General features: G+C 44.9%; 27 protein-coding genes. 3 read left to right on the top strand and 24 right to left on the bottom strand.

The features are described 5' to 3' along the window. Window positions 1–28: 28 nt before the first annotated feature. The 21 genes from ABDD95_RS12890 to ABDD95_RS12990 form a co-directional block, all read right to left on the bottom strand. Window positions 29–1,459, bottom strand: a complete 1,431-nt coding sequence (locus ABDD95_RS12890) for a bifunctional metallophosphatase/5'-nucleotidase (protein ID WP_345947741.1) — start codon at window positions 1,457–1,459, stop codon at window positions 29–31. Window positions 1,460–1,464: 5 nt separating this feature from the next. After that, on the bottom strand, window positions 1,465–2,826 hold the full coding sequence (locus ABDD95_RS12895) for a rhodanese-like domain-containing protein (protein WP_345947742.1): 1,362 nt from the start codon (window positions 2,824–2,826) through the stop codon (window positions 1,465–1,467). Window positions 2,827–2,847: 21 nt separating this feature from the next. Next, on the bottom strand, window positions 2,848–4,053 hold the full coding sequence (locus ABDD95_RS12900) for an FAD/NAD(P)-binding oxidoreductase (protein WP_345947743.1): 1,206 nt from the start codon (window positions 4,051–4,053) through the stop codon (window positions 2,848–2,850). Continuing rightward, the gene (locus ABDD95_RS12905) at window positions 4,050–4,262 is read right to left on the bottom strand and encodes a DUF2892 domain-containing protein (protein WP_345947744.1); all 213 of its coding nucleotides are present in this window, start codon (window positions 4,260–4,262) and stop codon (window positions 4,050–4,052) included. Before ABDD95_RS12905 ends, ABDD95_RS12900 begins: the two co-directional genes overlap by 4 nt. An 80-nt stretch (window positions 4,263–4,342) precedes the next feature. Beyond that, window positions 4,343–4,756, bottom strand: coding sequence for a DUF6691 family protein (locus tag ABDD95_RS12910; protein ID WP_345947745.1), 414 nt, complete (start codon window positions 4,754–4,756; stop codon window positions 4,343–4,345). A 4-nt stretch (window positions 4,757–4,760) separates the two neighbouring features. Beyond that, window positions 4,761–5,315 (bottom strand): YeeE/YedE thiosulfate transporter family protein, encoded by a 555-nt coding sequence (locus tag ABDD95_RS12915; RefSeq protein ID WP_345947746.1) that lies wholly within the window; start codon window positions 5,313–5,315, stop codon window positions 4,761–4,763. Continuing rightward, the gene (locus ABDD95_RS12920; RefSeq protein WP_345947747.1) at window positions 5,299–6,105 is read right to left on the bottom strand and encodes a universal stress protein; all 807 of its coding nucleotides are present in this window, start codon (window positions 6,103–6,105) and stop codon (window positions 5,299–5,301) included. The genes ABDD95_RS12915 and ABDD95_RS12920 overlap by 17 nt, the downstream gene beginning before the upstream one ends. A 16-nt stretch (window positions 6,106–6,121) precedes the next feature. After that, window positions 6,122–6,445 carry a rhodanese-like domain-containing protein gene (locus ABDD95_RS12925; RefSeq protein ID WP_345947748.1) on the bottom strand — a complete coding sequence of 108 codons (324 nt, stop codon included), beginning with the start codon at window positions 6,443–6,445 and terminating at the stop codon, window positions 6,122–6,124. 57 nt (window positions 6,446–6,502) lie between these two features. Continuing rightward, window positions 6,503–6,970, bottom strand: a complete 468-nt coding sequence (locus ABDD95_RS12930; protein ID WP_345947749.1) for a methyltransferase — start codon at window positions 6,968–6,970, stop codon at window positions 6,503–6,505. Continuing rightward, window positions 6,970–7,767, bottom strand: coding sequence for a sulfite exporter TauE/SafE family protein (locus tag ABDD95_RS12935; protein WP_345947750.1), 798 nt, complete (start codon window positions 7,765–7,767; stop codon window positions 6,970–6,972). Before ABDD95_RS12935 ends, ABDD95_RS12930 begins: the two co-directional genes overlap by 1 nt. Window positions 7,768–7,832: 65 nt before the next feature. Beyond that, complete coding sequence (locus tag ABDD95_RS12940) at window positions 7,833–8,480, bottom strand: Crp/Fnr family transcriptional regulator (protein ID WP_345947751.1); 648 nt, start codon at window positions 8,478–8,480, stop codon at window positions 7,833–7,835. Between the two features lie 58 nt (window positions 8,481–8,538). Beyond that, window positions 8,539–9,282: a substrate-binding domain-containing protein gene (locus tag ABDD95_RS12945; protein WP_345947752.1), complete on the bottom strand. Its 744-nt coding sequence runs from the start codon at window positions 9,280–9,282 to the stop codon at window positions 8,539–8,541. A gap of 1 nt (window position 9,283) precedes the next feature. Next, window positions 9,284–10,201 (bottom strand): substrate-binding domain-containing protein, encoded by a 918-nt coding sequence (locus ABDD95_RS12950; RefSeq protein WP_345947753.1) that lies wholly within the window; start codon window positions 10,199–10,201, stop codon window positions 9,284–9,286. 6 nt (window positions 10,202–10,207) lie between these two features. Next, window positions 10,208–10,663 carry a DsrE family protein gene (locus ABDD95_RS12955; RefSeq protein ID WP_345947754.1) on the bottom strand — a complete coding sequence of 152 codons (456 nt, stop codon included), beginning with the start codon at window positions 10,661–10,663 and terminating at the stop codon, window positions 10,208–10,210. Window positions 10,664–10,681: 18 nt separating this feature from the next. Beyond that, complete coding sequence (locus ABDD95_RS12960; RefSeq protein ID WP_345947755.1) at window positions 10,682–11,776, bottom strand: c-type cytochrome; 1,095 nt, start codon at window positions 11,774–11,776, stop codon at window positions 10,682–10,684. A gap of 60 nt (window positions 11,777–11,836) precedes the next feature. Further along, a complete protein-coding gene (locus ABDD95_RS12965; protein ID WP_345947756.1) occupies window positions 11,837–12,226 on the bottom strand; it encodes a DUF202 domain-containing protein in 390 nt (129 codons plus the stop codon). A 301-nt stretch (window positions 12,227–12,527) separates the two neighbouring features. Further along, window positions 12,528–12,962: a MarR family winged helix-turn-helix transcriptional regulator gene (locus tag ABDD95_RS12970; RefSeq protein WP_345947757.1), complete on the bottom strand. Its 435-nt coding sequence runs from the start codon at window positions 12,960–12,962 to the stop codon at window positions 12,528–12,530. 8 nt (window positions 12,963–12,970) lie between these two features. Beyond that, the gene (locus tag ABDD95_RS12975) at window positions 12,971–14,053 is read right to left on the bottom strand and encodes an efflux RND transporter periplasmic adaptor subunit (RefSeq protein WP_345947758.1); all 1,083 of its coding nucleotides are present in this window, start codon (window positions 14,051–14,053) and stop codon (window positions 12,971–12,973) included. 7 nt (window positions 14,054–14,060) lie between these two features. Further along, window positions 14,061–17,303 (bottom strand): efflux RND transporter permease subunit, encoded by a 3,243-nt coding sequence (locus ABDD95_RS12980; protein WP_345947759.1) that lies wholly within the window; start codon window positions 17,301–17,303, stop codon window positions 14,061–14,063. A 7-nt stretch (window positions 17,304–17,310) separates the two neighbouring features. After that, window positions 17,311–18,702 (bottom strand): TolC family protein, encoded by a 1,392-nt coding sequence (locus ABDD95_RS12985; RefSeq protein WP_345947760.1) that lies wholly within the window; start codon window positions 18,700–18,702, stop codon window positions 17,311–17,313. 92 nt (window positions 18,703–18,794) lie between these two features. Continuing rightward, window positions 18,795–19,124, bottom strand: a complete 330-nt coding sequence (locus ABDD95_RS12990; RefSeq protein WP_345947761.1) for a hypothetical protein — start codon at window positions 19,122–19,124, stop codon at window positions 18,795–18,797. A gap of 458 nt (window positions 19,125–19,582) precedes the next feature. Between ABDD95_RS12990 and ABDD95_RS12995 the strand changes: the two genes are divergently transcribed. After that, window positions 19,583–21,472: an ATP-binding protein gene (locus ABDD95_RS12995; RefSeq protein WP_345947762.1), complete on the top strand. Its 1,890-nt coding sequence runs from the start codon at window positions 19,583–19,585 to the stop codon at window positions 21,470–21,472. Between the two features lie 239 nt (window positions 21,473–21,711). Here ABDD95_RS12995 and ABDD95_RS13000 read toward each other — a convergent pair whose 3' ends face one another. From ABDD95_RS13000 to ABDD95_RS13010, 3 genes are all read right to left on the bottom strand, one after another. Further along, entirely contained in the window at window positions 21,712–22,905 is a 1,194-nt protein-coding gene (locus ABDD95_RS13000; RefSeq protein WP_345947763.1) for an MFS transporter, read from the bottom strand. Between the two features lie 209 nt (window positions 22,906–23,114). Continuing rightward, window positions 23,115–23,471, bottom strand: coding sequence for a hypothetical protein (locus ABDD95_RS13005; protein ID WP_352432905.1), 357 nt, complete (start codon window positions 23,469–23,471; stop codon window positions 23,115–23,117). Beyond that, entirely contained in the window at window positions 23,374–23,829 is a 456-nt protein-coding gene (locus tag ABDD95_RS13010) for an SDR family NAD(P)-dependent oxidoreductase (RefSeq protein ID WP_352432906.1), read from the bottom strand. Before ABDD95_RS13010 ends, ABDD95_RS13005 begins: the two co-directional genes overlap by 98 nt. Before the next feature lie 70 nt (window positions 23,830–23,899). Here ABDD95_RS13010 and ABDD95_RS13015 point away from each other — a divergent pair, with 70 nt between their 5' ends. Together ABDD95_RS13015 and ABDD95_RS13020 are read left to right on the top strand one after the other, a co-directional pair. After that, window positions 23,900–24,613, top strand: coding sequence for an AraC family transcriptional regulator (locus ABDD95_RS13015; protein ID WP_345947764.1), 714 nt, complete (start codon window positions 23,900–23,902; stop codon window positions 24,611–24,613). 94 nt (window positions 24,614–24,707) lie between these two features. Further along, window positions 24,708–24,827: a helix-turn-helix domain-containing protein gene (locus ABDD95_RS13020; RefSeq protein WP_345947765.1), complete on the top strand. Its 120-nt coding sequence runs from the start codon at window positions 24,708–24,710 to the stop codon at window positions 24,825–24,827. The last annotated feature ends 434 nt before the right edge of the window (window positions 24,828–25,261 follow it).

A 25,261-nucleotide genomic window follows, 5' to 3' on the forward strand; every position in this document is an offset into this window, starting at 1 on the left:
TCGATCAATACTAATTTAAGCCAGGCAATTATATTGCTTTGACGGTTTCCGGGTTATCTGCTAAATTAATGATACCAGATTTAATGCAGTATTGTTTCAGTGCATCAATAGTTTTTATCTGAAGGTCTTTTCTGTTCTTTCCGAATTTTTCAGGCACGCCTTGGCTGGTAACGAAAGCTACCTGATAAATTCTTTCAGTGTTAACCAGTTCGTTACCTACAAACAGTTGCTGTATACGGGTTCCTTTAGGGTTTTCGATCTTAATATAAGCCTGCAAGCCGAAACAGCGTTTAACATAACCACCCATCTGTGCCATTGGGTTTGCTGAAAAAGTGCTCTCCAGATTAGCTTCCATCATTTCCAATATTTCTTTACCTGACAGTTCAACCGTGGAAATAGGCGGATTCATCGGAACCATATTATAGAGGTCCCATACCGAAACTGGCCCCGCGGGTATCGGTGCGCCATACCGCCAGCCATTGGAAAAACCGATCTGGCAACCTGATGCTTCACAAACGGCAGTCAATAAAAAATCATCCATTCCTGATGATAAAATATTGTAGCGATGCAAGATTTGTTCGCTGTGTGCCACTTTTTCCTGTTGCAATTTACGGTATGATGCCATGATCTTACCAGTCATTTCGCTGATGGTTGGATCGTTAGTATAACGGCTATCCAGGGGGAACAGGTCGTATTGATGACCAGTAATTTTTCTGTCTTCGACAGTTAGCCGTAAATGACCTGCGAATGAGCCGTGGCAACCGCATTGTATGATAATGGTTTCATTAATGGTTACAGGTTCATATAACCGGTTGTGCGTATGAGCGCTAAGGCAAACATCAATACCATTTACCTGATTCAATAAGGCAATATCCTGCGGGAGGCCATTATGAGATAATAAAAATACCAGATCAGCTCCTTGTTCCTTTACTGCCCTGATGTAACCGGGTAACTCCTGAATACCATTCGTAAACTTCAATCCTTCGCTGAACTGCTTAGGCATGGTCTTATCTATAATATCACAGCAAATACCTATTACAGCGATTTTTAATCGTCCCGCATTGACAAAGGTGTAAGGTTCTAAAAATAAAGAACTGTCATCCTTAAATACGTTAATGCCTAAAATCGGATAATTTAATTGGGAAGCAAGGTGCTGTAACTGTTTCGGCCCATAACCAAAATCCCAATGACCAACCATAGCACTAATTCCAAGACGGTTCAACACAGGTACTATTGCTTCACCTTTTGACTCCACCAAGGGCAGAGTTCCATGAAAGGTATCACCACCATCAAATACGAGTACATGGTCATTTGTCGCTTTCAACTCATTGATCAGCGTGGCTATACGGGCGTAACCACCTACTTCTTCGGTGTAAACTTCGTTGCCGCGATAAAATAATTCGGGGTGCGGTTCCAAATAGCCATGTACGTCATTTATATATAATAGTGATAAATCCATTAGTTTTAATGTTCCGTGAACGTTTTAATGTCGTCGCTAATATCATACACAAGCGCTGTGCCATTAAGTGCATCAGCCACAATGCTCGTGCCGGCGGCACTGCGATAGCCACTGGCGCAATGAACCGCAATAGGTTTATCAACAGGAATTTCTTTTACCCTTTCCCTGAGCTGATATAAAGGAATGTTGATGGCATGTTTAAAGACCGGGTGTTCTTTCACCTCTGCCGGGTTCCTTACGTCTACAATGGTATAGGCTTCCTGGTCGGCTTTAAAAGCCTGAAGATCAAATTCCGGGTTGGAAACCGGTCCTCCGGTTACATTTATCGCTTCTTTTATCAATGGTTCGTAACCGATTTTTGCAGTTTTCTCCATCAACAATTCTAATTGTGCATGACCGTCTGCCGCAAGGTAGTAGCGTTCATGAGGGGTAACGATACTGCCCAGCCATGTTTCAAACTTTCCGCCATACATCAGATTGATAGAATTCGGAAGGTGTCCCTTGCGATATTCAGCCGCCGTGCGGGTGTCTATGATGACAATTTCCTTTTGTATTGTTGGTAAACTTGCTGAGCTGCCATCAGTCGCCCCAAACTTCACGGCTGAAAGTGATTTTTCCCGGTCAGCCGCCCCCTCTTTATTTAAGCCTACGTCATAAGGAAAGTATTTGGGTACAAAAGGCTGGTCGGCGGTCAACTCTTTAACAAATTCTTTTTCGGTCATCTCCTTTAGCGACCAATTACTGATCTTTTCAGCGCCGATAGTGCTATGGTTTGCATCGCTTAAAGCCTTTCCACACAAGGTTCCCGCCCCGTGTGCCGGATAGACAATCACCTCATCTGCTAACGGCATTAAGCTCTCCCGCAGGGAATGATACATTTGCGCGGCCAATTCTTCGCGTTTAGCAGTCACATTACCAGCGTTTTCACGCAGGTCAGGCCTTCCGCAATCACCAATAAAAAGTGTATCGCCTGTAAAAACGGCCTTGTCTTTATCTTCATGTTCGAGTACTACGGAAATACTGTCCGGAGAATGCCCCGGTGTGTTTAAACTTTTCAGCTTGATCTTGCCAAAGCTGATCACATCCCCGTTGTCAAATCCCTGGTGCGGATAGGCCGCGCCTACCAGTTTAGAACAATATAGTGTAGCCCCGGTCACTTTATATAATTCCAGGTGGCCGCTCACGAAATCTGCATGAGGGTGTGTTTCTATCACGCCAATGATCTTTGCATCATTCGTTTTAGCATATTCCAGGTACTCAGTGATATTTCTTGCAGGGTCGATCAGTACGATCTGCGATTCGCATTCACTTAGTATAGCATAGGAATAATGGGCAAGTCCCTTATCTTCAAATTGTTTAATTTTCATAATCGCTTAATATATATCAGATCAGGCGGTGCCTTTTAATATCTTGTTCCAGTACAGCCAGGGCAACACCTTTGTTTTGAGCAGCCACATGCTGTAGCGTTCTTTACCCTGGTCAAATGGGAATGTTTCCAACGGTTCATTATTGTAATCAAATTCGGCCAGTATGAGTTTGCCGTAACCGGTAACAAGCGGGCATGAACCATAGCCGTTATATTTTTCAGCCGGTTGTTTGCCATTCATAAGTGCTAACAGGTTTTTTACCAGGACGGGCGCCTGTTTGCGGATCGCCGCTCCGGTTTTGGAATTTGGCGTACTTCCGGCATCCCCGCAGCCAAAGATGTTTTTAAATTGATTGTGCTGCAAGGTGTCCTTGTTCAGATCAACCCATCCCAGCGGATTATCTTTTACGGCCAGCGGGCTTTTTTTGATAAAATCCGGCGCGGATTGCGGAGGGGTAGCGTGAATCATGTCAAATTCCTGGGCGACGCGCACCACTTCATCGTTACCATTCTTTGTTTCGAAATAAGCTATCTTTTTATCTCCGTCAATCTCTACCAGGTTGTGTCCGAAATGAGTGGCTATGCCGTACCGTGCGACCACTTTATTCAGCGCCTCCGCATACTTTTTCACCCCGAAAATGATACTGCCACCAGAATAAAAATGGACCTCCGATTGTTTTAACAAACCGTGTTTGCGTAAAAAATCCGCGGCCAGATACATGATCTTCTGCGGTGCGCCGCCACATTTAATAGGTGTGCTGGGGGCCGTAAATATCGCCTTCCCGGCACCCATTTTTTCCAATGTCTTAAAAGTATAAGGCGCAGTCTCGAAAGTATAATTGCTGCAAACCCCGTTTTTACCGAGATTTTCTTTCAGTCCTTTAATCTTATGCCAGTCCAGCTGGATACCCGGGGCGACTACAAGATAGTCGTAAGTCAATTTCGCGCCGCTTGCGCACGTAAGGGAATTATTTTCCGGCTGGAATTCCATTACCGCATCTTTGATCCAGTCGGCATGCTCAGGGATCACATCCTGCTCTTTTCTGACGGTTTTATTAATATCGAACACGCCGCCGCCAACCAGTGTCCATGCCGGCTGGTAATAGTGTTTTTCAGATGGGTCAATAATGCCGATCATCAGGTCTCCTTTTTTACGCAGGAGTTGCGCTGCTACAGAAATGCCTGCATTTCCGCCGCCTACGATCAGAATCTGATAGTGTGTTTTCATGATTTTTTTGTTTTTCTATAGGTACTGAAACCGAACGGCAGATACATAGGACAAAAACTCACAAAACTGGTAACAACAAGTAAGCCTGCGACTATCAACAGTATCGTAGCAGTTAAGCCGGATATGTTATGTGTGAGGTAGAGCATGATGATGACTACTACAGCCAGCAAGCGAATGATGCGGTCAAGACGTCCCATGTTTTTCTTCATAACGGTTTTGATTGGTTTTAATCAAATTTAGTCCGTTAGCAAAGTCCAAAAGGTGACTATTGTCACACAAGCAGTTATAATTAGTGCGGCAGGCGGATTTTAAGCACCCCATATAAGTAAGTGCCGAGCAAAGCGCCGATTACTACGATGACCATGCTGAAATAACCGTAACCAATATTAACGAACATCGGGCCGGGACAAGCACCGGTAAGTGCCCAACCTAAACCGAAGATCGTTCCGCCGATAATATATTTTTTCCAGCTCCTGTCTTTATCGGCAAACGTAATTGGCGTTCCCTGTACATCTTTTAACTTAAATTGTTTGATCAGGTAAACAGCAATAATACCCAACACAACGGCCGTTCCGATTATCCCATACATATGGAACGACTGGAAACGAAACATTTCCTGTATCCGGTACCAGGAAACAGCTTCTGATTTGACCATAACGATACCGAATAGGATACCGGCTATTATAAATTTGATGCTTTTCATTGCTTTAAAATAAAAGTGGGAAGATGAGCCAGGTCATGATCAGGCCACCGGCGAAAAATCCGATGACCGCCACCAGCGACGGTAATTGCAGGTTGGACAAACCGCTGATGGCATGTCCGGATGTGCAGCCACCGGCGTAACGGGAACCAAAACCAACCAGCAGGCCACCAATTAACAGCAGCGATACATTTTTCACACTTAAGAAAGCAGTGCCGAACAATTGCGCAGGATTGAGTTGCCCATCAAAATGGATATGTAATTGCTGAAGATCGGCAATTGTTGCGTCAGATAATTGCAGTGGCTGGCCGCTTGTCAACCATACTGACGAAATAACCCCACCCAAAACTGCGCCTATTAAAAACATCAAATTCCAGCGCTGGGCCTTCCAGTCAAAATCAAAAAACTTCACTTGTTTTCCTGCACCGGCAATGGAACAGATGGTTCGCAGGTTGGAAGAAAAGCCGAATGATTTGCCAAAATAAAGCAGGGCAACCATTATGAAAGCGATTATTGCGCCTGAGGTGTACCAGGGCCAGGGCTGTTTAATAAGTTCCATCATATTGCTTTAATTTAAATGTAAGTAGTGGCCTTGCTTGATCATAGAGAAGCCTTTTTGCGATGCTTCCAAACAGCAAGTCGTTAAAATTTTTCCAACGATCTTTCCTGATACAGATCAGGTCCATTTGGGTATCCCAGTTATGAAAATTAATTTGCTCAATAACTTTATCCCAGGATGCGGGATAAATACTAATTTCATACTTATCAAGAGCGTGTTCTTCTGCAAAAAACTTCATTTGTGCGGTCACTAGATCTAAATGCTGTTGATCATTTTTGTTAACGATCTTCAGCAGGTGTATTGTACAGTCAAAGGCAGCAGCGATAATTTTGATCAGCCCGATCTGGGTGCCTTTACCGAAGAAGTCAAAATCAGCTACTAAAAGAATGTGTTCGATCGGTTTAAGCCGGTAACCGTTTTCTAATGATAAAACGGGTATGCCAAGTTCGGAGATCAAAATATTCAGGTCTTCATTCACCGTTGCGTGACCGTAATCATCGCGATCAACTGCAGGCATGATGATCATATCTGCGTGAATTTCAAAGGCGACATTTCGCATAGCATCAAGGGCAGTACCTGATCGGATATGTATTTGATATTCCCTATTTTCATCATCAGTGGGTATGGCGTGACAATTTTGATCACCAGTGGTATTTGTTGTGGTAACGATGTCCGGAAGATCTAAAATATACAGGATATGTATTTCTGCACCTAACTTCTCCTGAAACAAACGGGCAATCCTTAATGTAGGCTTGCTATGCGCCGAAAGATCAATAGGAATTAAGATAATCATACTCAACGAAATAATTTTATTTTGGCCAGGCACCGAGCCCGCCGACGAGACTAAATGCGGTTAAGCCATGTTTGGCCATTTGGCCAACTGCGTTGCTGCTACGGTTACCGCTGCGGCAATAAACGTAATAAACCTTCGCAGGATCAAGTTGTTCAATCTTGGTTTTGAAATCGTTTGCCAATATGTCAATATTTAAGGCGCCGGGGATCGACCCTTCTGCAAATTCAGCAGGCGTCCTGACATCAAGTATAACTGCCGAATCCGGGGTTTTTTCGATCTGTTTTTTGAAATTGTAACCATCCAGATCACTTTTATCTTTTGAGAAAAAGCTGTTTAGCATAAAAATTAACTTAAATACAAATATGAAGTATGGTGCAGGCATATTCGGTGACCAAAGTCACGTTGACCGCTTAAAAAAAGGAAAAAAGCTAAAGGTCTTTTTCTTGTAAGCTTCATAGGTCTGAAATTGCAGTCGTAACATATGCTCCTCATAAACTGATTTAAAATAAAAGAGTATCGTGAGAGCCAAGACCAACAACAGGCGTCCAATGCTCTGGCTGAAGAAAGCATAGCCTGCAGTTGAAGCGATGATACCTCCGTAAATTGGATGGCGAACATATTTATAAATGCTCTCCACTATTAAAGTGGCTCCGGGTGATGGCGTGGGATAGGGCGTAAGATGTTTTCTCAACAAATAAATGGCTAACAAACATTCAGCTACACCTGCGAGAATCAAAACTAATCCGACAAAACGAAGAAAATAGGGAAAATTGAAACGTAATGGCCAAAAATTAATGAAATAGATGCATAACAACACAAATTGTACCCCTACATAAAATCTATCTTTTGACTTACTTTTCCCCATTATTTAAAAAACAACTCTCTGCTGATAATATAGACCCCCATGACCAACACAAACCAGCCAAATCCTTTTTTCAGACCGGCCCCGTTTATTCTCTTTCCGATCATGCCACCAACAAATATACCCGCAATAGCTATACCTGTGATCTCCCCAAGAAACAGCCAGTCCATGTGAAAGTGGCCCAGATCACCGGTGAAGCCGATCAGGGAATTTAAAGCAATGATTAATAACGAAGTTCCCACGGCCTGTTTCATTGGCAGGCCAACTAATAATACGAGCGTGGGGATTAGCAGAAAACCGCCGCCTGCACCTAATAAACCGGTTGCCAGGCCAATAGCGACACCGTAGATCAGCAGCTTAACCAGGTTAAGTTTTTTGGGCTCAAGTACTTCAGGTTCGTTTTTACGGCTGCTGCGTATCATAGCGCTGGCCGCGGCCACCATTAACACCGCGAACAGTAACATGGTAAGTATATTTTCGGTGAGGTTAAATGTCCCGATATAAACGATGTGTTTAGGAATTGCCGGGATAATAAATTTACGGGTTAAAAAAACGGTACTGATTGATGATATTCCAAATAACAAAGCGGTCTTGATACTCACCAATCCTTTCCGGTAGTTATTAAATGCGCCTACCAGGCTGGTAGAACCGACAATAAACAAGGAATAGGAAGTAGCAAGGATGGGACTAACGCCGAACAGATACACTAAAACCGGAACGGTCATGATGGAACCGCCACCGCCAATGAGTCCTAAAGAAAGTCCGATCAAAGCGGAAGCGAAGTAAGCGAAAATAGCCATGTCATGATGTTAGGCCATAAAGATGCTGACAATCAAATTTCGGAACGGTGACTTTTGTCACATCGCTATCGCAACCATTCGATATAGTTACGGTGAAGAATAAGATCCTTACGCTGTTCCATTTTTTTGAGCAGCCGGGAAATCACCTCCCGCGAAGAATGCAGATCGGTAGCGATCTCCTGATGCGTGATCTTTAATTCACGGGTATGAAGTTTTTCATGTTGATTGGCGAGGTAATGCGCCAACCGTTCATCCATGTTTTTAAAGGCAATATGGTCGATCACCACCAGTAATTCCTCATACCTGAAACGGTAAGTTTCCAGCACGAAGTAATACCAGGTCTTGAATTGCTTCATCATGTCATCCATCAGCCCAATGGGTACCATCAATACCCGCGTATCTTCAACGGCTTTTGCCATGATCTGGCTGGTTTCCTGCTTGGTAGCGCAGATCATCGATAGCGCACAGGCATTGCCCGGCTCTAAATAATACATAAAGAACTCACCGCCGTCTTCTCCTTCACGATATAATTTCACGCGCCCTTCCACGATCATTACCGTGGCACGAATGTATTGTCCGGTGCGCATGATCACTTCTCCCGCCGGAAAATCCATCACGGAAGCGTGTTCCTTCAAAAAATCTTTTAAAGGTGGTTCAAATTGCGAAAAGTGCTGATTGATATAATCAGATACAGATAGATTTTCCTTAAACATGGGTCAAGCGGTTGTGAATGTTATTGCAATGTCGCAAATTAAAGCAACATTCAGGCCATCATTCCCAACCCCATTTCTTAAATATGGCATGTCCTTCAGGCGACCGTAGCAATTCCATAAATTGCTTTACCTGGTGCTGACGTTTTGAGGTCGCGCTCATTTCCACGGGTGTGCCCCGGTAAACCGCTCCTGTACCTGTAATGGGTACAAGCTCAGTGATCTCCCGCAGGCGGTAATGCCAGGAAGAGAAAGTGACCCAGGCATCATAACTTTTATCCATTTTCCAAGCATCTATGCCTAATGCGCTGTTGCCAAAAGTACCGGCTATATTACTTGCAATTCCAGCGATGCTGTTTGTTTGACCGGCTAAATCTTCCCATAAGCCCAGCTGTCCGGCACCATTGACATCCAAAATTTTAATACCTGGTTTTGCCAGATCCTGCAAACTATGAATATGCTTGGGATTACCGGGCCGCACTAAAATGCCCGCGGCTCTTTTATAGAGTTCAATGCGCGACGTTCTTAAAGCAAGGTCAGGGTGCGCGATCTCAAATTGAGTAAGCATATATTCCGCACCGCCGAAAAACAGATCGGCATGAATTTTAGCATCGGCTATCCAATCGCTTTCCGGACCGGCAGAAACTTTCACCGGAATGTGATAACGCTGCGTGAATACCCTGCCGCATTCCTGGAAAGGTGCCAGCGGGCCACCAGGGCCGTAGACATATAATGTATCATTCGACTGTGCTATTAACAAACGCGGCAAAAGTATTGCCACGGCAAAAACAATTCCCTTGTACATATTAATCTGTTTTGAAACCATATTTTTTATAGATCGCTTTGGCGGTGGGACTGATCAGGAAATCCATAAATTGTTGTGCTGCTTTAGGGTGAGGTGCAGTTTTCATTAAACCGGCTATATATTGAGAAGCAATGTTCTCCTTTTCCGTAATTTCGACCAGCTCAACCGGATGTCCGATCATTTTCTGGTAAAAAGCTTCGGAATACCATACGGGCGCGGCATCGCTTTGGTCGTAAAGGATGCGCATCGGAGATTGACGATGATGGATCTGGGTAAGGTAGGTGGTGCTGTCCTTTACCTTGGTTTCCATCACTGTTTTTTTCAGTTCTTCGCCGCCTGCTTTTACGTAAGCTTCCTCAATTCGCTTACCGATGCCTTCCCATTCCGGGTTGGGCATACTTACCCTTACAGTTGAGCGCCCGAGGTCACGCAGGCTTTGCACGCTTTTTGGATTTCCTTTTTGAACCAATAAGGCCAACCTGTTCTTTGCATACACTTCCGTCTTTGAAAAATATTCCAGCATTTGATCTATCCTTGATTTTCCGGCAGTGTAAACGTCCGGTTTTAAGGTGATCCGCAGGTTACCGATAACGATACTGCCCGCCATGATCTGTTTTGCCAATATGCCTGGCGGCAGGGTTTCCACGAAGATCCGCTGATATTCCGGATGCAGTTTCTTAAAAGCAGCGATCAGGTCATCAATACACATGAACTGATTGCCCGCAAAAAACACTACGAGCTGCGGATCATTGATATCTCCAAAAAGATCGGGTACATTATCAATGCCTGGAACCGTGAAATTCACCTTGCTTGCGGGAGGGGTATTCCAGGGCGGATCAAATTGATGACTTTGCGCCTGGAGCTTACCTGCAAGCAGGAACGTTATGGCTGTTACAAAAAGGCTTTTGCGTTTTAGCATTATTACTTACGGATGTATAGTCGCCCAACCCTCTGCCTGTCGAATTATGATCTCCCCGTTGCCGCTTGGCACATAACTAATAAAAGGAAACAAGGTGGCTTTATCGATATGTCTTTCCATCACCGTATTATTGCACTGCGCCAGGATCACACCTTTCTTTTGCAGGGCCAATAGCTGCGCTTCAAAGGGGCCGCTCTTATCGTAAACGGCAACGCCGTCGCTGAAAGCAACCAGTTCAATTTCTACTTTGCCTTTCAGTCGTACATCTTCCAACGCGTTATCGATATTACGCAGCGTTCCCTTGATCTTCTTGGGATCAGCGTCATCGAGATAATAAAGTGCTTTATAATGTGATTTAGTAGCTTCCGCGCCTTTAAATTCTGATGGCACACTTTGCGCAAATACGAGCTTTGAGGCACAAAGAACGGTAAGCGCAAATAGGGAGAAGAGTAAGTTTTTCATAGTTTAATTTATCAATGGTTAAGTTTTTTTAGTTGTTTTTGTTTGGTGTAGTTGCTGTATTGGGCCGAACGGGCCATATTTATGCTGCTCTGCAGTGAACTGGTCGGCGAAAGGCCCAAATGGCAGGTCAATAGGTTTTTTGGAAGCGTCAGGATAGTCTTTGCCCGGATGTTTATGGGGCCGTGGTTGTGAATTAACAAACGCGGCGACATTCCATGCTTCCTCATCAGTCAATTGCGGGCTTTGGTAGGTAGAACCAAACGGCATATTGTTTTTTACGAATCCTGCGAAATTGATTAACCGGTACATGCCTGCGCCGTCATTGTAACTGTTAGCTCCCCACAAAGGAGGATTAGTGTATGACTTTTTATCAGTCGCTAAAATTCCTTCGCCATGCTCCCCATGGCAGCTTTGACACTTCATTATAAAGACTACCTTACCTTTAGCCGGATCAGCAGGTTGATCTAAAAAGGTCAACTTTTCCGTAGATGAACCGAATACCTGGTCGCCCTTTTTTACGCCTTTCCCGATCCACTTCATATAAGCTATAATAGCTTGGATCTCTTTTTTTCCGGTGTCAGGTACTTTTCCGTTCAGGCTACGCTCGAAACATTCGGCAATACGTTCCGATGCTGGTTCAGTTTTGCCGCTTCTTCCGCTAAACTTCGGGTAACTGGCTATGAAACCGGCAAAATTATTACTGAACAATTTTGTCCCGGCGTCTAAATGACAATTCTGGCAATTCATGCCGTTGGTTAAATGGGCCACGCTACCCTGCGGGCCTAAATATTTCGCAGTCGAAACGATCAGTTCCTTACCATAGCGAATCATATCTCCGTCTTTACCAGCCGGGATCGTCCTGATGTCCGGTGCTTTCCAGGCATCTGTTGGGGCAGGCCTTGGCGGGCTGCCTGCAGATTCCTGTTTGATGGGTGGGATATTAGTGGAAGTGCTAACAGCCACATTAACTGGTGAATTTGTTAAGGCAGACTGATTGAAAGTTAAAATGACAAAAAGAAAAATACAGAACAAAGCGATCACGGTCATGAGCATCAAATACCGCGACATGCTGACCACCGTTTTGATGACTTCTTTTTCCTCGTCTTTCTCCATTTTTTGTAAAACTCCCGATATTTCTAAATAAGATTGGTGATAATTGTCACAAAGCAGTGATTATATACTTGGAAGCAGATAGTAAATAAGCAATCCGCTCATGATAATGATTGCGAGTGTTAACACCAGCGATAGCATAAAAGATGGTTGGTAAGTATGTTCCGTCAATTGCTTTTCTGTATGCTTATACCGGAAATAGGCCAGCAAGGCCATCAACGCGCCGATAGCAACAAAAAATATCCCGATCGTAGCGGAATAACCTTTACCCGGAAGGATAACTTTCCCGGCAAGGACTATGGAGATTTGTTTGATGAAAAGGGCGAATTTTACGACCACGAAACCAAAGGCCATCAATGCAATACTGGTTCTTATCCAAGCAAGAAAAGTGCGCTCATTGGCTAAATGATCGCTAGGGTTTAAGGTTGGTTTTACTGGTTTTTCGTTATTCATGGTGTATGAAAGATAATTCTGAGCAATAGCGTTTGTTCCTTTTGACTATGTATTGTGTGAAATTTTAGGCACCCGAATAGTTACGCCCGGGTACCATTAAAATCGATTAAACCGCCACTTCCGATCTTGCTTGTCAAACGCGGTCACCAGTCTAAACTCCACAACCGCTTCCTACATATAATAAGTTGATGCTTATGAGCCACAAAAGTGAACTTATATAAGAAGCGTACTTTATTATTCAACGCGGTCATTTTAATATCGAGCAAGTATTTCTCAGATATGTTATTCACTCAGCTTTCTTCTAAGCTTTGCTAACAGTTGCTATGTTATCTCTGATCTTGATCAGGGCTGATAAAAACTGAAAGAGATCATCCCGTTCAAAATTTTTCAAAGCAGTTTTGTCTACAATGCTTATAGCATCTTGAATACTCACCATGAGCATCCTTGTTTTGTTGGTCACTTTAATGAGTTGACTTCTTTGGTCGCGATTGCTTTTTGATTTGGTAACATATCCTTTTTTTTCCAATACAGATATTGATGCCCTTAAGGTGGATTCATTTGCTTTAAGATAAGCAATCAACTCAATCTGTGTGGCAACTCCGCCGATCCTGTTCAACACCAGCAGTACGTGATAATGTTGAGAAATCTCGGGTATGTCGAGCGTATCCGCAAAGAGTGAATGTAACGATCTGTGAATGATCATCAGTTGAAGTAAAATATCGCCAGCGAATTCCATACAAAATACTATTTAATAACCTCACCTTCTTTTAATTCGTCACCTGCGTGCAGTACGATGCGGTCACCTGCCTCCAGGTTACCAAAAACTTCAGTCGACTCCTCTCCTGCTATACCTTCTTTAACGTCGGCATAGACCGCCTTACCATTGACCACCTTGATCACATATTGCCGCTCGGTTGATCTTACAATCGCATTGTTAGGCACCAGTAAGGATTTTGCCCCAAAGATAAGCGGGATCTTTACCTCTCCATACATGCCCGGCTTTAGAAACTGGTCTTTGTTATTTACGTCTATTTCTATAGCTTCAGAACGTTGAGTACCCAGTGCATTGGCCGAGCGGCTTATATAAGCTTTATTATTTTGGCCCGGCAGCGCGTTAAACACAAAGGTAACCTGCTGTTTCAAGTCTACCTTTTCTACATAGGTTTCGGGGATCATCACCTCCAAACGCAGTTTACGGGTATCTTGCAAAACCAGCATCGGTTGGTCGGTAGATTTACCTGGCCCCACCAGTGCACCAGCTGATACATTACGCTGTACTATCATGCCATCAAATGGTGCACGGATATTCAGGTATGCCTGAATGTCGCTGACGGACGCCGCGTTCGATCTTTCAGACATCACAACTGCTTCATCGGCCTTCATTTTCGACATCGCATTGTCCAGGTCAAGCGGCGATACCGCTCCCTCCTCTTTAGCGGCTTCCTTTAGCCTGCGGTATTTCTCGCGGCTCGCATTGGCCGATTCCTGCGCTTGCAAAAACCTGGCCTGAGCCGACTGTACCTGCGAGGCCATCTCGGGTGCCTCCAATACGGCCAGCAACTGCCCTGTATGAACCAGCGTACCACGGTCTACGTTAATCGTTTTTACAAAGCTATTGATCTTGGCAAAAATGTTTACTTCGTTAAACGGCTTGAGTTGGCCTGGCAGTCGTACATAACTTGACATGGCTTTTTCCGACACAGTGCCGATCTCAAACTTGCTTTCGGTTTTCTTTTTTTCGTCGGTCATATCAACCGGTTTTTGCGGGCCTGAGCAACTATATAAGGTAGCAGCTAATACTGCGGTAAAGATCAAATGGTGTTTCATAATAATGTTATTGTTGATTTAAGATGAGGTCTTCGGTTGACTTTTCAGGCATTAAGGAAGGCGAATTATAGGTGGTTTTATTCTGTACCCAAGCAAATACCAGTGGCAGGATGAACAGGGCTGCAATGGTAGAGGCGAATAAGCCACCGATCACGGCACGGCCTAACGGTGCTGATTGCTCACCGGCCTCACCCATACCCGATGCCATAGGGATCATACCCGCGATCATAGCCAAACTGGTCATTAAGATTGGCCGCAAGCGGATGGATGCACTGGTTACGGATGCCTTGGTGGCATCCTGGTAATCCAATCGTAATTTCTCGGCATTGGTCACGATCAGGATCGCGTTGGCTACCGATACCCCCACCGACATGATCATACCCATATAACTTTGCAGATTCAAGGTGGAGCCGGTAAGCAACAAAGCACCGATCGACCCTAAAACTACGGCCGGTACAGTTGACAGTACCGTTAACGACAATTTTACCGACTGGTAATTAGCGGCCAGCAGCAGGAAGATCACGAGAATAGCGAACAGTAATCCGTTTTGCAGGCTGGATAAAGTATCGGTCAGTAAACTCGACATGCCCTGCACCTGGGTAACAATACCTTTTGGCGGTGTGCCCAATGATTTAACCGCAGCCTGCACGGCATCTGTAGCCGAGCCCAAATCTTTTTGATGAATATTGGCACTCACGGTCAGGTATCTCCTCGGTCCCATGCGGTCATATTCGCCAGGCACATAAACGGTTTTGAACTCAGCCACATCACCTAAAACCGGGCTGCTTTGCCCTTTCACTAAAGGTATCTCCCGGATCTCATCCATATTATTCATCACATATTCGGGTATCTGCACCTGTACCTGGTAGGTGTTCGATGCCTTTTCGTCCAGCCACTGGTTCTTTTCCGAAAATCGGCTGGAGGAGGTACTGGCTGTTACCGAGCGCGAGATCTCGCTCACGTTCAACCCCATCTGTGCCAGTTTCATCCGATCCAAAGTGATCTTTACCACCGGGAATTTGAGGGGCTGGTTGATCTGCACATCGCGCAGGTAATCAACTTGTTTCAGCTTGTTCACCAGTTTGTTGCTGTAAGCCTCTATCTGCGCCATATCTTTCCCGGCAACAGTTACCTCGATCGGTGTAGCGGCACCCTGGCTCATGATCTTTTCTGTCATATCGATGGGTTCAAAAGTTACCCGCAGTTCGGGGATAGCATAGGCTATGTTCTTGCGCAAAGCTTCCTTAAAGTCATCCATGTTCACGTGATAATCGGCATCCAGGTTAACCTGCAAAATGGCCTCATGTGTACCGGTATTGAATACGTACAGGTTACTTACGCCATAACTGCTCGGTATCAATCCAACGTAACCCGAACTGATGGCGACATGGTGGCTGGAGGTACTGTCAACGATCTGCAGAACCTGTTTAAGTTTGGCCTCCGTCCGTTCCAAACGCGTACCATCCGGTTCTTTGATCCGGATCTGGAACTGACCATTATTTAATTTGGGCATCATATCCTTACCTATGAGCAGGAAGCCTCCTAAGGCTAAGGCCAAAACCAAAATCAGGTACACTGGCACGATGATCCTTTTATTGGGCATCCATTTTTGGATAATGGTCATGTAGCGCAGTTTCACCCGCTCGAAAAGATCATTCTGTTCAGGATGATCTTGTTCAGCCTTTAAATGGTTGCCTACCTGTTGTTCTTCCTGCTTGTCTAAAGCCTCACCTGCATGGGCGTGGATCTGGCCGTGATGACCATGCTGATATTGCTCGGCATTGATCATCCAGTTGCTTAAAATGGGGACAAGGGTTTGGGCGATGATGTAGGACACGATCATGGTCAACCCGATCGACAGCGACAGCGGCAGGAACATGGCTTTAGGTACGCCGGTCATGAGGAACGATGGTGCGAATACGGCCAGTATACAGAGCAGGATCAACAGCAGCGGGAACGAGATCTCTTCACAGGCATCGTATATAGCCAGCTTTTTAGATTTGCCCATTTCCAGATGCTGGTGAATGTTCTCAATGGTCACTGTAGCCTGATCGACTAAAATACCGATAGCCAGTGCCAGTCCGCTCAGGGTCATGATGTTGATGGTCTGCCCAAAGAAGCCTAACAGCATCACGCCAATGATGATCGATACCGGGATGGTGATCACCACGATCAAACTACTGCGCCAATCGCGAAGAAAAAGCAATACCATTAAGCCGGTGAGTAAGGCGCCCAGGCCACCCTCGGTTAGTAAACTTTCTACGGCGTTTATTACAAATACCGACTGGTCAAATTCATAAGATACCTTGACATCATCGGGCAATAAGCTTTGAATATCGGGCAGTTTACTTTTTAAGGCTTGCACCACTGCCCAGGTAGAGGCATCGGCCGTTTTAACCGCAGGTATATACACCGATCGTTTGCCGTTAATGAGCGCGTAACTCACGGTCACGTCGGCACCGTCAGATACGCGTGCAATATCTTTGACAAATACCGGGTTACCGTTCTTGCTGATCACCGGGATATTGCCAAAATCTTCCACTTTGCTGATCAGGGAGTTCATGGTGGTTACGTACATGGTATTATCCATCCGCAGGTTACCCGATGGCGACATGACGTTATATTTGGATAGCGCGCCCACCACCTCATCCGGCGTTAAGCTATAGCTCCGCATTTTATTAGGATCAATATTGATGATCACCGACCTTGAATTAGCACCAAAAGGCGGCGGTGCAGACAGGCCTGCAACTGATGAGAACATGGGCCGCACGCGTGTAGTAGCGAGGTCATAAATATCTTTTAAGCTGCGTGTTTTAGAGGATAGCACCAACTGCCCGACCGGCAGCGACGAGGCATCGAAACGTAAAACCTGCGGCGGTAAGGCTCCCGGCGGAAAGAACTTCATGGCCCGGTTTACCTGTAAGGCTACCTGCGCTGAGGCTTCACCCATATCGGTACCTTCGTAAAAGCTGAGTTTAAGCAAGGTTAGGCCTTGTATATTTTTACTGGTGATAGACTTGATACCATTCACATACAGGAACTGGTCCTGTAAGCGAGTGGAAAAGAAGCCCTCCATTTGCTGGGGCGACATACCACCGTATGATTCGATCACATACATGGTGGGCATATTCAGCTGGGGAAATATATCTATCGGGATCTTGATAGCGCTAAGCACTGAGAATAGCAAAAGGCTGATGGTCACAATAACTGTTGTAACCGGCCTTTTCAGTGCAGAAGTAACCATTGACATAATTGGTTTAGTTTAATAGGTTAATTACTGTGTTCACCTGGTTTTCGGTTACTGCCTTTTGGAACAGTGCCTGGGTATAGCTGTACTTAGCCGATATATAGTCGATCTCGGCACGGTATAATAAGCTTAATGCGGCATTTAGCTCGATGATATCGGTTAACCCGCTTTTATAAAGCGAGAACTTTTGCCGGTAAGCGGCGGTAGCTGCCTTGAGTTGCTTGGGTATCTCCTGTAGCCGCTCCATAGCTGTGGCCACATTGGCATCGGCCTGCGTTGCGCTTGCCGCCAACAATACCTTTTGCTCGTTGAGCTTGGTAAGCGTATACTGCGAATTGATCTTTTGAGTCGTGAGTTTGAGATTTTTCCGTTTCAGATCGAACAGGTTGTAGGTTATCCCGACGCCTACCAAATAGTTCCCACGTTGAAAACCCCAGCCATTATTCAAGCTGGTATACCCATTGTTGGCATCTAAGCTGGCCGCACGACCCCAGGCTGCAGCCTGAAAGGACACTTTAGGATTGTAACTTTTTTTAACGAGGTCTTCGCGCTGCAGGCTGTTATCGTATAAAGATTCGTAGTACTTGATGACCGGGTGGTTAAGGGTATCGGCATAGAACAAACGGCTCTCGGCAGACTGGGCGAACAGTTTGGTTTCGGCCGTGGTATCAGGAACGATAGCTTGGTACGGCATGCCGCTGATGGCCGATAATTTGAGCTGAACTTGCTTGGCCTGGTTCTTTAATTCGATGTAGTTCAGTCTTGACTTGGATAGTTCGGCTTCGGCTATACTGGTATCAACACCGGCACGTATGCCGCTTTTGGCCAAAGCTTGTATGGAACGCCTGATCTCCTGGTTACGCTGAATATTGCGCGATTGAATCTGGATATACTCTTGCAGCCTCAATAGTTGCAGGTAATTGTCAATAGTGTAGGCCTGCAGGTTGTATTTGGATGTATTGAACTGGTTTTGCTGCACCGCTACATCGGCACTGGCCACTTTATTTTGCGCCTTATAAGCGCCAAAATTATAGATCTCCATATCAAAGGCGGCAATGCCCAGGTTGGATAGTACGGCGGTAGCATTACTCTCATCGCGCACGCCCCTGTTGTTGGTGGGCACCATACCAAAGCCAAAATAACCGCCGCCTACATTATTATTGGTTCCCAAGTCGGTTTGGTAGTTGAGTTTGAGGTTAGGAAGCCAGTTGTAACCGGTTTCGCGCGCTTGCGCCTCTTTGATTAATATGGCCGACGAATCGGTGAGCAAGGTTGGTGCATTATGCGACACCTGATCCAATAGTTGTTTAAGAGATACGCTCTTATCGGGAACTTGCGCATATAACGAAACGGATGCCAATAGCAGCAACGCCAGGCACCAGCTATGTTTAAAACGTAGCATTGTAATAAATACTTAAAATGATGTAAAAAAATGGGACAGCTAATAGCTGCTTTAAAAGGAATTGATCCGTGAGATCGGATAACCTTAATACATCAAATAGTTAGCCTGCAGGTAAGCAGATAGATGGGGTCTATAGACGTTATATGTTGTTTTCTTTGGTTATTATACCGGCCGAAGGCATTTTGAGCATTGACAGCAAGGAAGGAAAAAAGGCTTAAAAGCAACGCGCCAAAAGTGAGGATGAACTGGTCGGCTCTGTCCTTCAACATGGCTTGGAATGCAATAGATCGGGTAATCGCCTCTTCCATGAATTCCGGTTTCCGTTTGGCGAACACTTTGACCAAAAGGGTATTCTCCTGAGCTTTTTCCTGCAACTGTCCATATACACTAAAACCCAGGAATGGCTTAGCAAGGAATAACATTGCCGCTATTGATAGGATGAGTTTGTATGTTTTTAATTGATGCACCTTGTGTTGTTAACGCTTTATTTCTTAAAGGTGATAAGTTTATACATGTATTGGTCTTTTGTAACATTAATATTGCATAAAAGCGATCTATAAACATGTAGATCATTAAAATCAGCTATTATTCATAGTAACATTGGTTAATACAAAATCGATTATTGTGCTACTCGTTGGCAAATGGTTTTAATTAATGTATTTTGTTTAGGCCCCATTATCCGTACAAAAATATCCAGTATTAACCTGCAAGATCTTTAAGCTGACCATATACTTTTAGGGGAATGTATGTGGGTAAAGATGAGGCAGACCCAAACTTCCCTTATCCGGTTACGTATAAAGTATCCAGCGTTATGAAAACCAGTTTAAGTTATTGTATACTTCCCATTCTGATCGCACTGTTTTCTGTTTCAGCCTGCGCTATGAAGCACAAACATGCGCCAGTCAAACTTAGCCGGGCAGACAGTTTGCGACTGGAAGGCTATCTCGCACAAAGTGATCGGTACCAGGCCTCCCAGCCTGATTCAGCTATCTATTATGCTTATGCAGGGCTAAAATATGCCCGGCAAAAGAAGTATTTGCCGGGCGAATGCCGTTTTTATAACCGACTGGCCGTTATTAACGCGCAATATGGCAATCTTAAACTGGCTACTACTTACCAGCGCCTGGCGTTAAATGGTTATAGTGCACTTTCCAACCCAAAAGAGATCGACAACGCAACGTCTTGCCTTGGTATCCTGTTAGCCCGTCAAGGACATCATGATCAGGGTAAACTAATGATCCTTCACGCTCTGGCCAATTTTAAGCACAATGGACAAGCGGCCGGCATGGTGAAATGCTATACACGGCTTGGCGAAGTCGCGGAATTACAGGGAAACCTGGCCGAAGCCCTTATATTTTACGGGAATGCAGAAAAGTTGCAACCTGGCCAACCGCTATCAGACGATTATTTTACTGTGCTGCATAGCCTGGGCCGTGTACATACACGGCTGGGTGATCACAACAAGGCTGCTTCTTATTATGAAAAAGGTATTGAAAAAAGTAAAGATCAGCGTAACCTCAAAGCTCACCTGGCGTTCCTGCATAGTGCGGGCATAGCCTGGCAAGCCGCCGGAGATGTTCAGAAAGCTCTCGTTTTGCATCAAAAGGGTTTGGCTATGGCGAAAACTTCAGGTTTAAAGGAAGAGGAAGCCCGTTCGCTCATCGGCATGGCAGCTGTGATCAGGAATAAAGACGCCGGGCAAGGTATCCGTCATCTGGAGAATGCATTGCAGATCGCCCGAAGTATCGGTCACCGGCAGCTGGCCAGCGAGATCTACCACAGTCTATCGGAGATCTATCGTCAGCAATCCCGGTATAAGGAAGCCTTGCAAACGCTTGGTGTTCATCACCGAATGGTTGATAGCTTAAAGACGATGAATGCCGGTCACCGTATTGCCGTGTTGCAAAGTAGCTATGAGCTGGCTGAATCTAAACTGAGGCTGGAGTCGCTGGCATTGGAAAAGCAAAAAAGTAATGAGCAGCGTAACGAGGTCATCATTGCAGCGATATGCATTTTGCTGGTGTTACTTGTTGGCATCTTTTATTTTATACGCACCAAGCGTTTGAATCGTGATCTGGAGAATTCTAACCAAATCAAAGACAAGCTGTTTTCCATCATCGGTCACGATCTTCGTAACCCTATCGGGGGCATCACACAACTCCTGGCCCTGATGGAAGAAGGTGGCTTATCTGAACATGAATTGCGGGAACTTATCTCGGCCATGAAAAAGCAGGGTAATGTTACCCTGGATATCTTGAACGCCCTACTCAATTGGGGCGAAGCGCAGTTAAAAGGAATTCATGTTAAACCTGTTGATGTAAATGCATATGATAGTATTGAAAAGAACCGTTCTGCTTTGCAACAACAAGCTGCCGATAAGCAGGTAACCGTGTCAAACCTCGCACCGGAGAACCTGAGGATTTTTGGAGACCTTACACACTTCGAGTTTATCGTCCGTAATCTGTTGTCCAACGCCATTAAATTCAGCCATCCAGGTGGTAAGGTTATTATTGATGTAAAGTTATCAGGCCATGACGCCGTTCTATCGGTAAGCGATGAGGGTAAAGGCATTAGTGCCGAACAGCAGGCCCAATTCAAGAAATCGGGGCTTGATATTAACTACGGGACCAAAGGTGAAAAAGGAACAGGTATTGGCTTAATGCTAAGCAAAGAGTTCGTTCAGCATAACCGTGGCAGGTTATGGCTTGAAAGTGAAGAAGGAAAAGGCACGACCTTTTATTTTTCATTCCCTGTGGCAAAGATTAATTAACATTACCTGCTCCACTCATTTTATTATCCTGCATCAAGTTGGCACTTTAAATTTTGATGTATTCTGTTAAATAAGTATATTTACTTAGTCAATAGGGCGTGTTACCTATGTGACTACCTCAAACAACGAAGATCAAAGTAAATCATTGAAAATCAATGATTTAAGGAAATACGTTCGAGCCCAGGTGGAAACCAAAAGCCTCGATAGTTTCGTTTCCGGTCATCAACCATTAAAAAACATTAGTTTGAATACGAACCGACGCGTCGGCCCGCTATGAAACAGCTGATGCCCGTTAATAAACAAAACACTGGCACCAAAAGAAGGCCTGTACCAAGGCTGTTTTGGATATTCGCATTTCGGGCCATATCGCTGATCACGCCAACCAGGACCGGAGATAAAGAAGATCCCAAGAGGCTTGATCCCAGCATAAGCAGCGCAGAGGCCAAGCCTTGCCTGCCTTCGCCAGCAGAGAGGTGTCCGGCGCCAAACGCGTGCGGAAGCACAAAAGGGAAAGAGAACATCGCCGGGACCAATAAAATAACAGCTATCCGGCTATCAGGGGCGAACAAGGCTACCGGTGTGGATACGGCCGCAACACAAAATGCAATCCCGGGATAGCGGAGTAAGTTGTTCTTCCCGCTTTTTATTGCACGGTCGAAAAGCCTGCCACCCAGTACCGTTCCGGCAATGTCCATCAGCCCTTGTAATATAACGAAGCTTAGCCCCGCCTGACTCGGCGTCAACCCGTGAGTTCTGATGAGGAACGCGGCTGTAAAAGCGTAGAAAGGCCCCGAAGCAAAACCGAGGAGATTAGCAGCAATAAACAACGATAGAAAATTGGGATCTGACAGTAACCGGCGGCTGGATTGTAAAAAATTTTCATGAATGGTTACCTTTCGCACGATTGCGAGCGGCGTCTTCGGCACGAAGACACCCGCTAACAACGCAACTACCAGACCAACCCCGCCGGCGAGAATAAGCGCGCCACGCCAACCGATATGATCGTTTGCCCAGCCTCCTAAAGCAAACCCGAGCACAGTACCTACAGGTATACCCATAGAGAACAGCCCGAGTGCACGTCCACGAAAAGACTCCGGTATTCTTCGCCCGATAAGGGCATGGCTTGCGGGTGTTCCGCCGGCTCCTCCGAGCGCAACACCCACACGGGACAGGGCAAGCAACAGGAAACCGTTGGCAAAGCCGCCAAAGCCCGTCATCAAACTCCAAATACACACACACCAGAATAGTACCTGCTTCGCCCGCCCCATATCTGCAATTCGCGCCAACGGTAGGGTTGCCAATGCATAGCAAAGTGCAAATGCAAACCCGGACACTATCCCCAGTTGGGTATCGTTGAGGCGAAGCTTGGTCTTGATACTTTCTGACAATATAAAAGGCAGTATCCGGTCGATCTGGCTGAATGTAATGACCAATACCAAGGTGGCTAATGATGCCTTTTGCCGCCAACCGCCTAATTATAAGGCATTTCCGCTGTAACCAGATGTAATTGAGTTGTCCATTGCCGATAAAGATTGAGATAAATAAAAACCTGTTTAAGTACTTTAGTAGAAGTTCACCGGAAAGTATATAGCTTCCTATCCTCCGGCATGAACAAAAAAACCTTCCTGGGACGACCGGCCGATCAGTAATTGTACATGACCGATGCACCCATTTTCGCTGCCTGGTTGAGCAGGAACCCCGGAGCGATCCTGCTCAACAGATAGACCAGTCCTGCTTTTCCGGGATACACTTCATTTTTATTATTCAGTAAACCATTGATCGCAGCATCCACAATCTTCTGAGGAGAGGTCAGCATTCTGGGGTCGGGATCGAACACTGCCTCTTTCCTGAATTTATCATTAAGGGGCGTTCCTGAACCCGGCGCGATCAATTCCACTACCTTAACATTGGTATTCTTTAACTGCACCCTTAATGCCCGGGTATAGGCGCGTAGCCCGGCCGTAATGGCGCTGTATACAGGCGCAATGGGAAGGATCATGAAAGCAACGTGTGAAGTTACATTCAGAACGACCGAGGCTTCCTTTTTTTTCCAGGAAGGGCAGAAATTGCTGAACCATTCGTATCGGCCCCATCAAATTGATCTCTACTTCCCGGGTAACATCAGCTATTTCCTTCCGGTCAAGTACCAGTATCTTTCGCATTTCACCGGCATTGTTCACCAGCATATTCAGTTCGGGAAATTTGGTTGTAACCTGTTCAAAAAGATTCCTGATAGCCAAAGGATCTCTTACATCACAAGGAAAGGTATGTATATCCGGGAACAGGGCCTTTACTTTATCCAGCCGCTGCCGGTCCCGGCCCGTGATGATGACAGTATTATCTAAAGCAGTAAGCATAATAGCCGATTTTTGAATAAAAGAAGTACGGATCAGTTTACTTGGCAGATATCCCTGATAACATTTAACGATGAAAGCGAACAACCCTATCCGCATAAAGACGATCAGCCAGTATCACGAAAAGATCGGGTTGCCTAAACCTGATCATCCGTATATCAGTATCATCAACCCTGGCGATATCCGTCGTAAGCCGGGCCGAGATCCCATTTGCCTGATCTACGATTTTTATATCATCGCTTTTGATATATTTTTTGATGCAACTATTAAATACGGGCAGCAGGAATATCGGATAGAATCGGGTGACATTTCATTCATGGCTCCAAAACAGGTCTTTACGATCATCTATAACCAAAACATCGAAGACTCGCAAAGATCATCGGGTTGGATGATCCTAATCCATCCGGATTTTCTCTGGAACACGTCACAGGTCGGTATGATGAAACGATATGAATTTTTTGGTTATACGATAAATGAGGCTTTAAAAATCACATCGAAAGAAAAAAAGGTCATCAGAGGAATTGTCAAAAGCATAAGAGAAGAGTATAATTCCAATATTGATAAATTCAGCCAAAACATTATGATCGCACATTTGGAAGTACTACTGAATTACGCTGAACGGTTCTACCAGCGTCAGTTCATCAGGTCAAAAATGGCCAATCATAAAGTACTGGAACGCTTAGAGGACATTCTCGAGAAGTATTTTGAAACACAGGACCTGATGAGCAAAGGCCTCCCGACTGCACAATACATCGCGGATGCGCTCCACATTTTCGAAATTATCTGAGCGGACTGCTTAGATCGCTGACGGGGCTCAACACCCACAACATATTCACGAAAAGATCATTGAAAAAGCGAAGGAAAAACTATCTACTACGGATTTGACCGTTAGCGAGATTGCCTATGTTTTAGGGTTTGAGGATATAACCTCATTGAGTAAACTATTTAAAACAAAAACCAATATCTCTCCAAAAGAATTTAGGCAGTCGTTCCAAAATTAATATAAAGAGGCAAGATCAAGCCGTCATATATTCTCTCTAAGACAGGCTTATTCATAAATACCAACTGTTCGATCACTCCAGTATAATATTTGATCTAATCTACGCCGTTCGTATATATCATTGCACATAAAGACATTATTTCAATTCTTGTACTGAGTGAACACAGCAGGTTGTTAACTTGCGTTTTCCAATAAAATGAAGCTCCGCTCCTTCGGCAAGATTCCGTTCTATCCTTATTCCCGTCAGGGTGTTAAGCATAACAAACCTGATAGGTCAAATTCAATTTGGCACATTATCAGAATTAGTGGAACTTAGAATAGCTTTCCGATCTTTAGTATTTAATTTTTTAAATATCTGTAGTACAGAGAAACTGGTGATAAAACATCTCCAGAAACACCAATAATTGCCTATAAAGGGAAAACTTTATGGGTAAA

It is taken from the genome of Mucilaginibacter sp. PAMB04274 (genome assembly GCF_039634385.2).
Taxonomy (GTDB): Bacteria; Bacteroidota; Bacteroidia; order Sphingobacteriales; family Sphingobacteriaceae; genus Mucilaginibacter.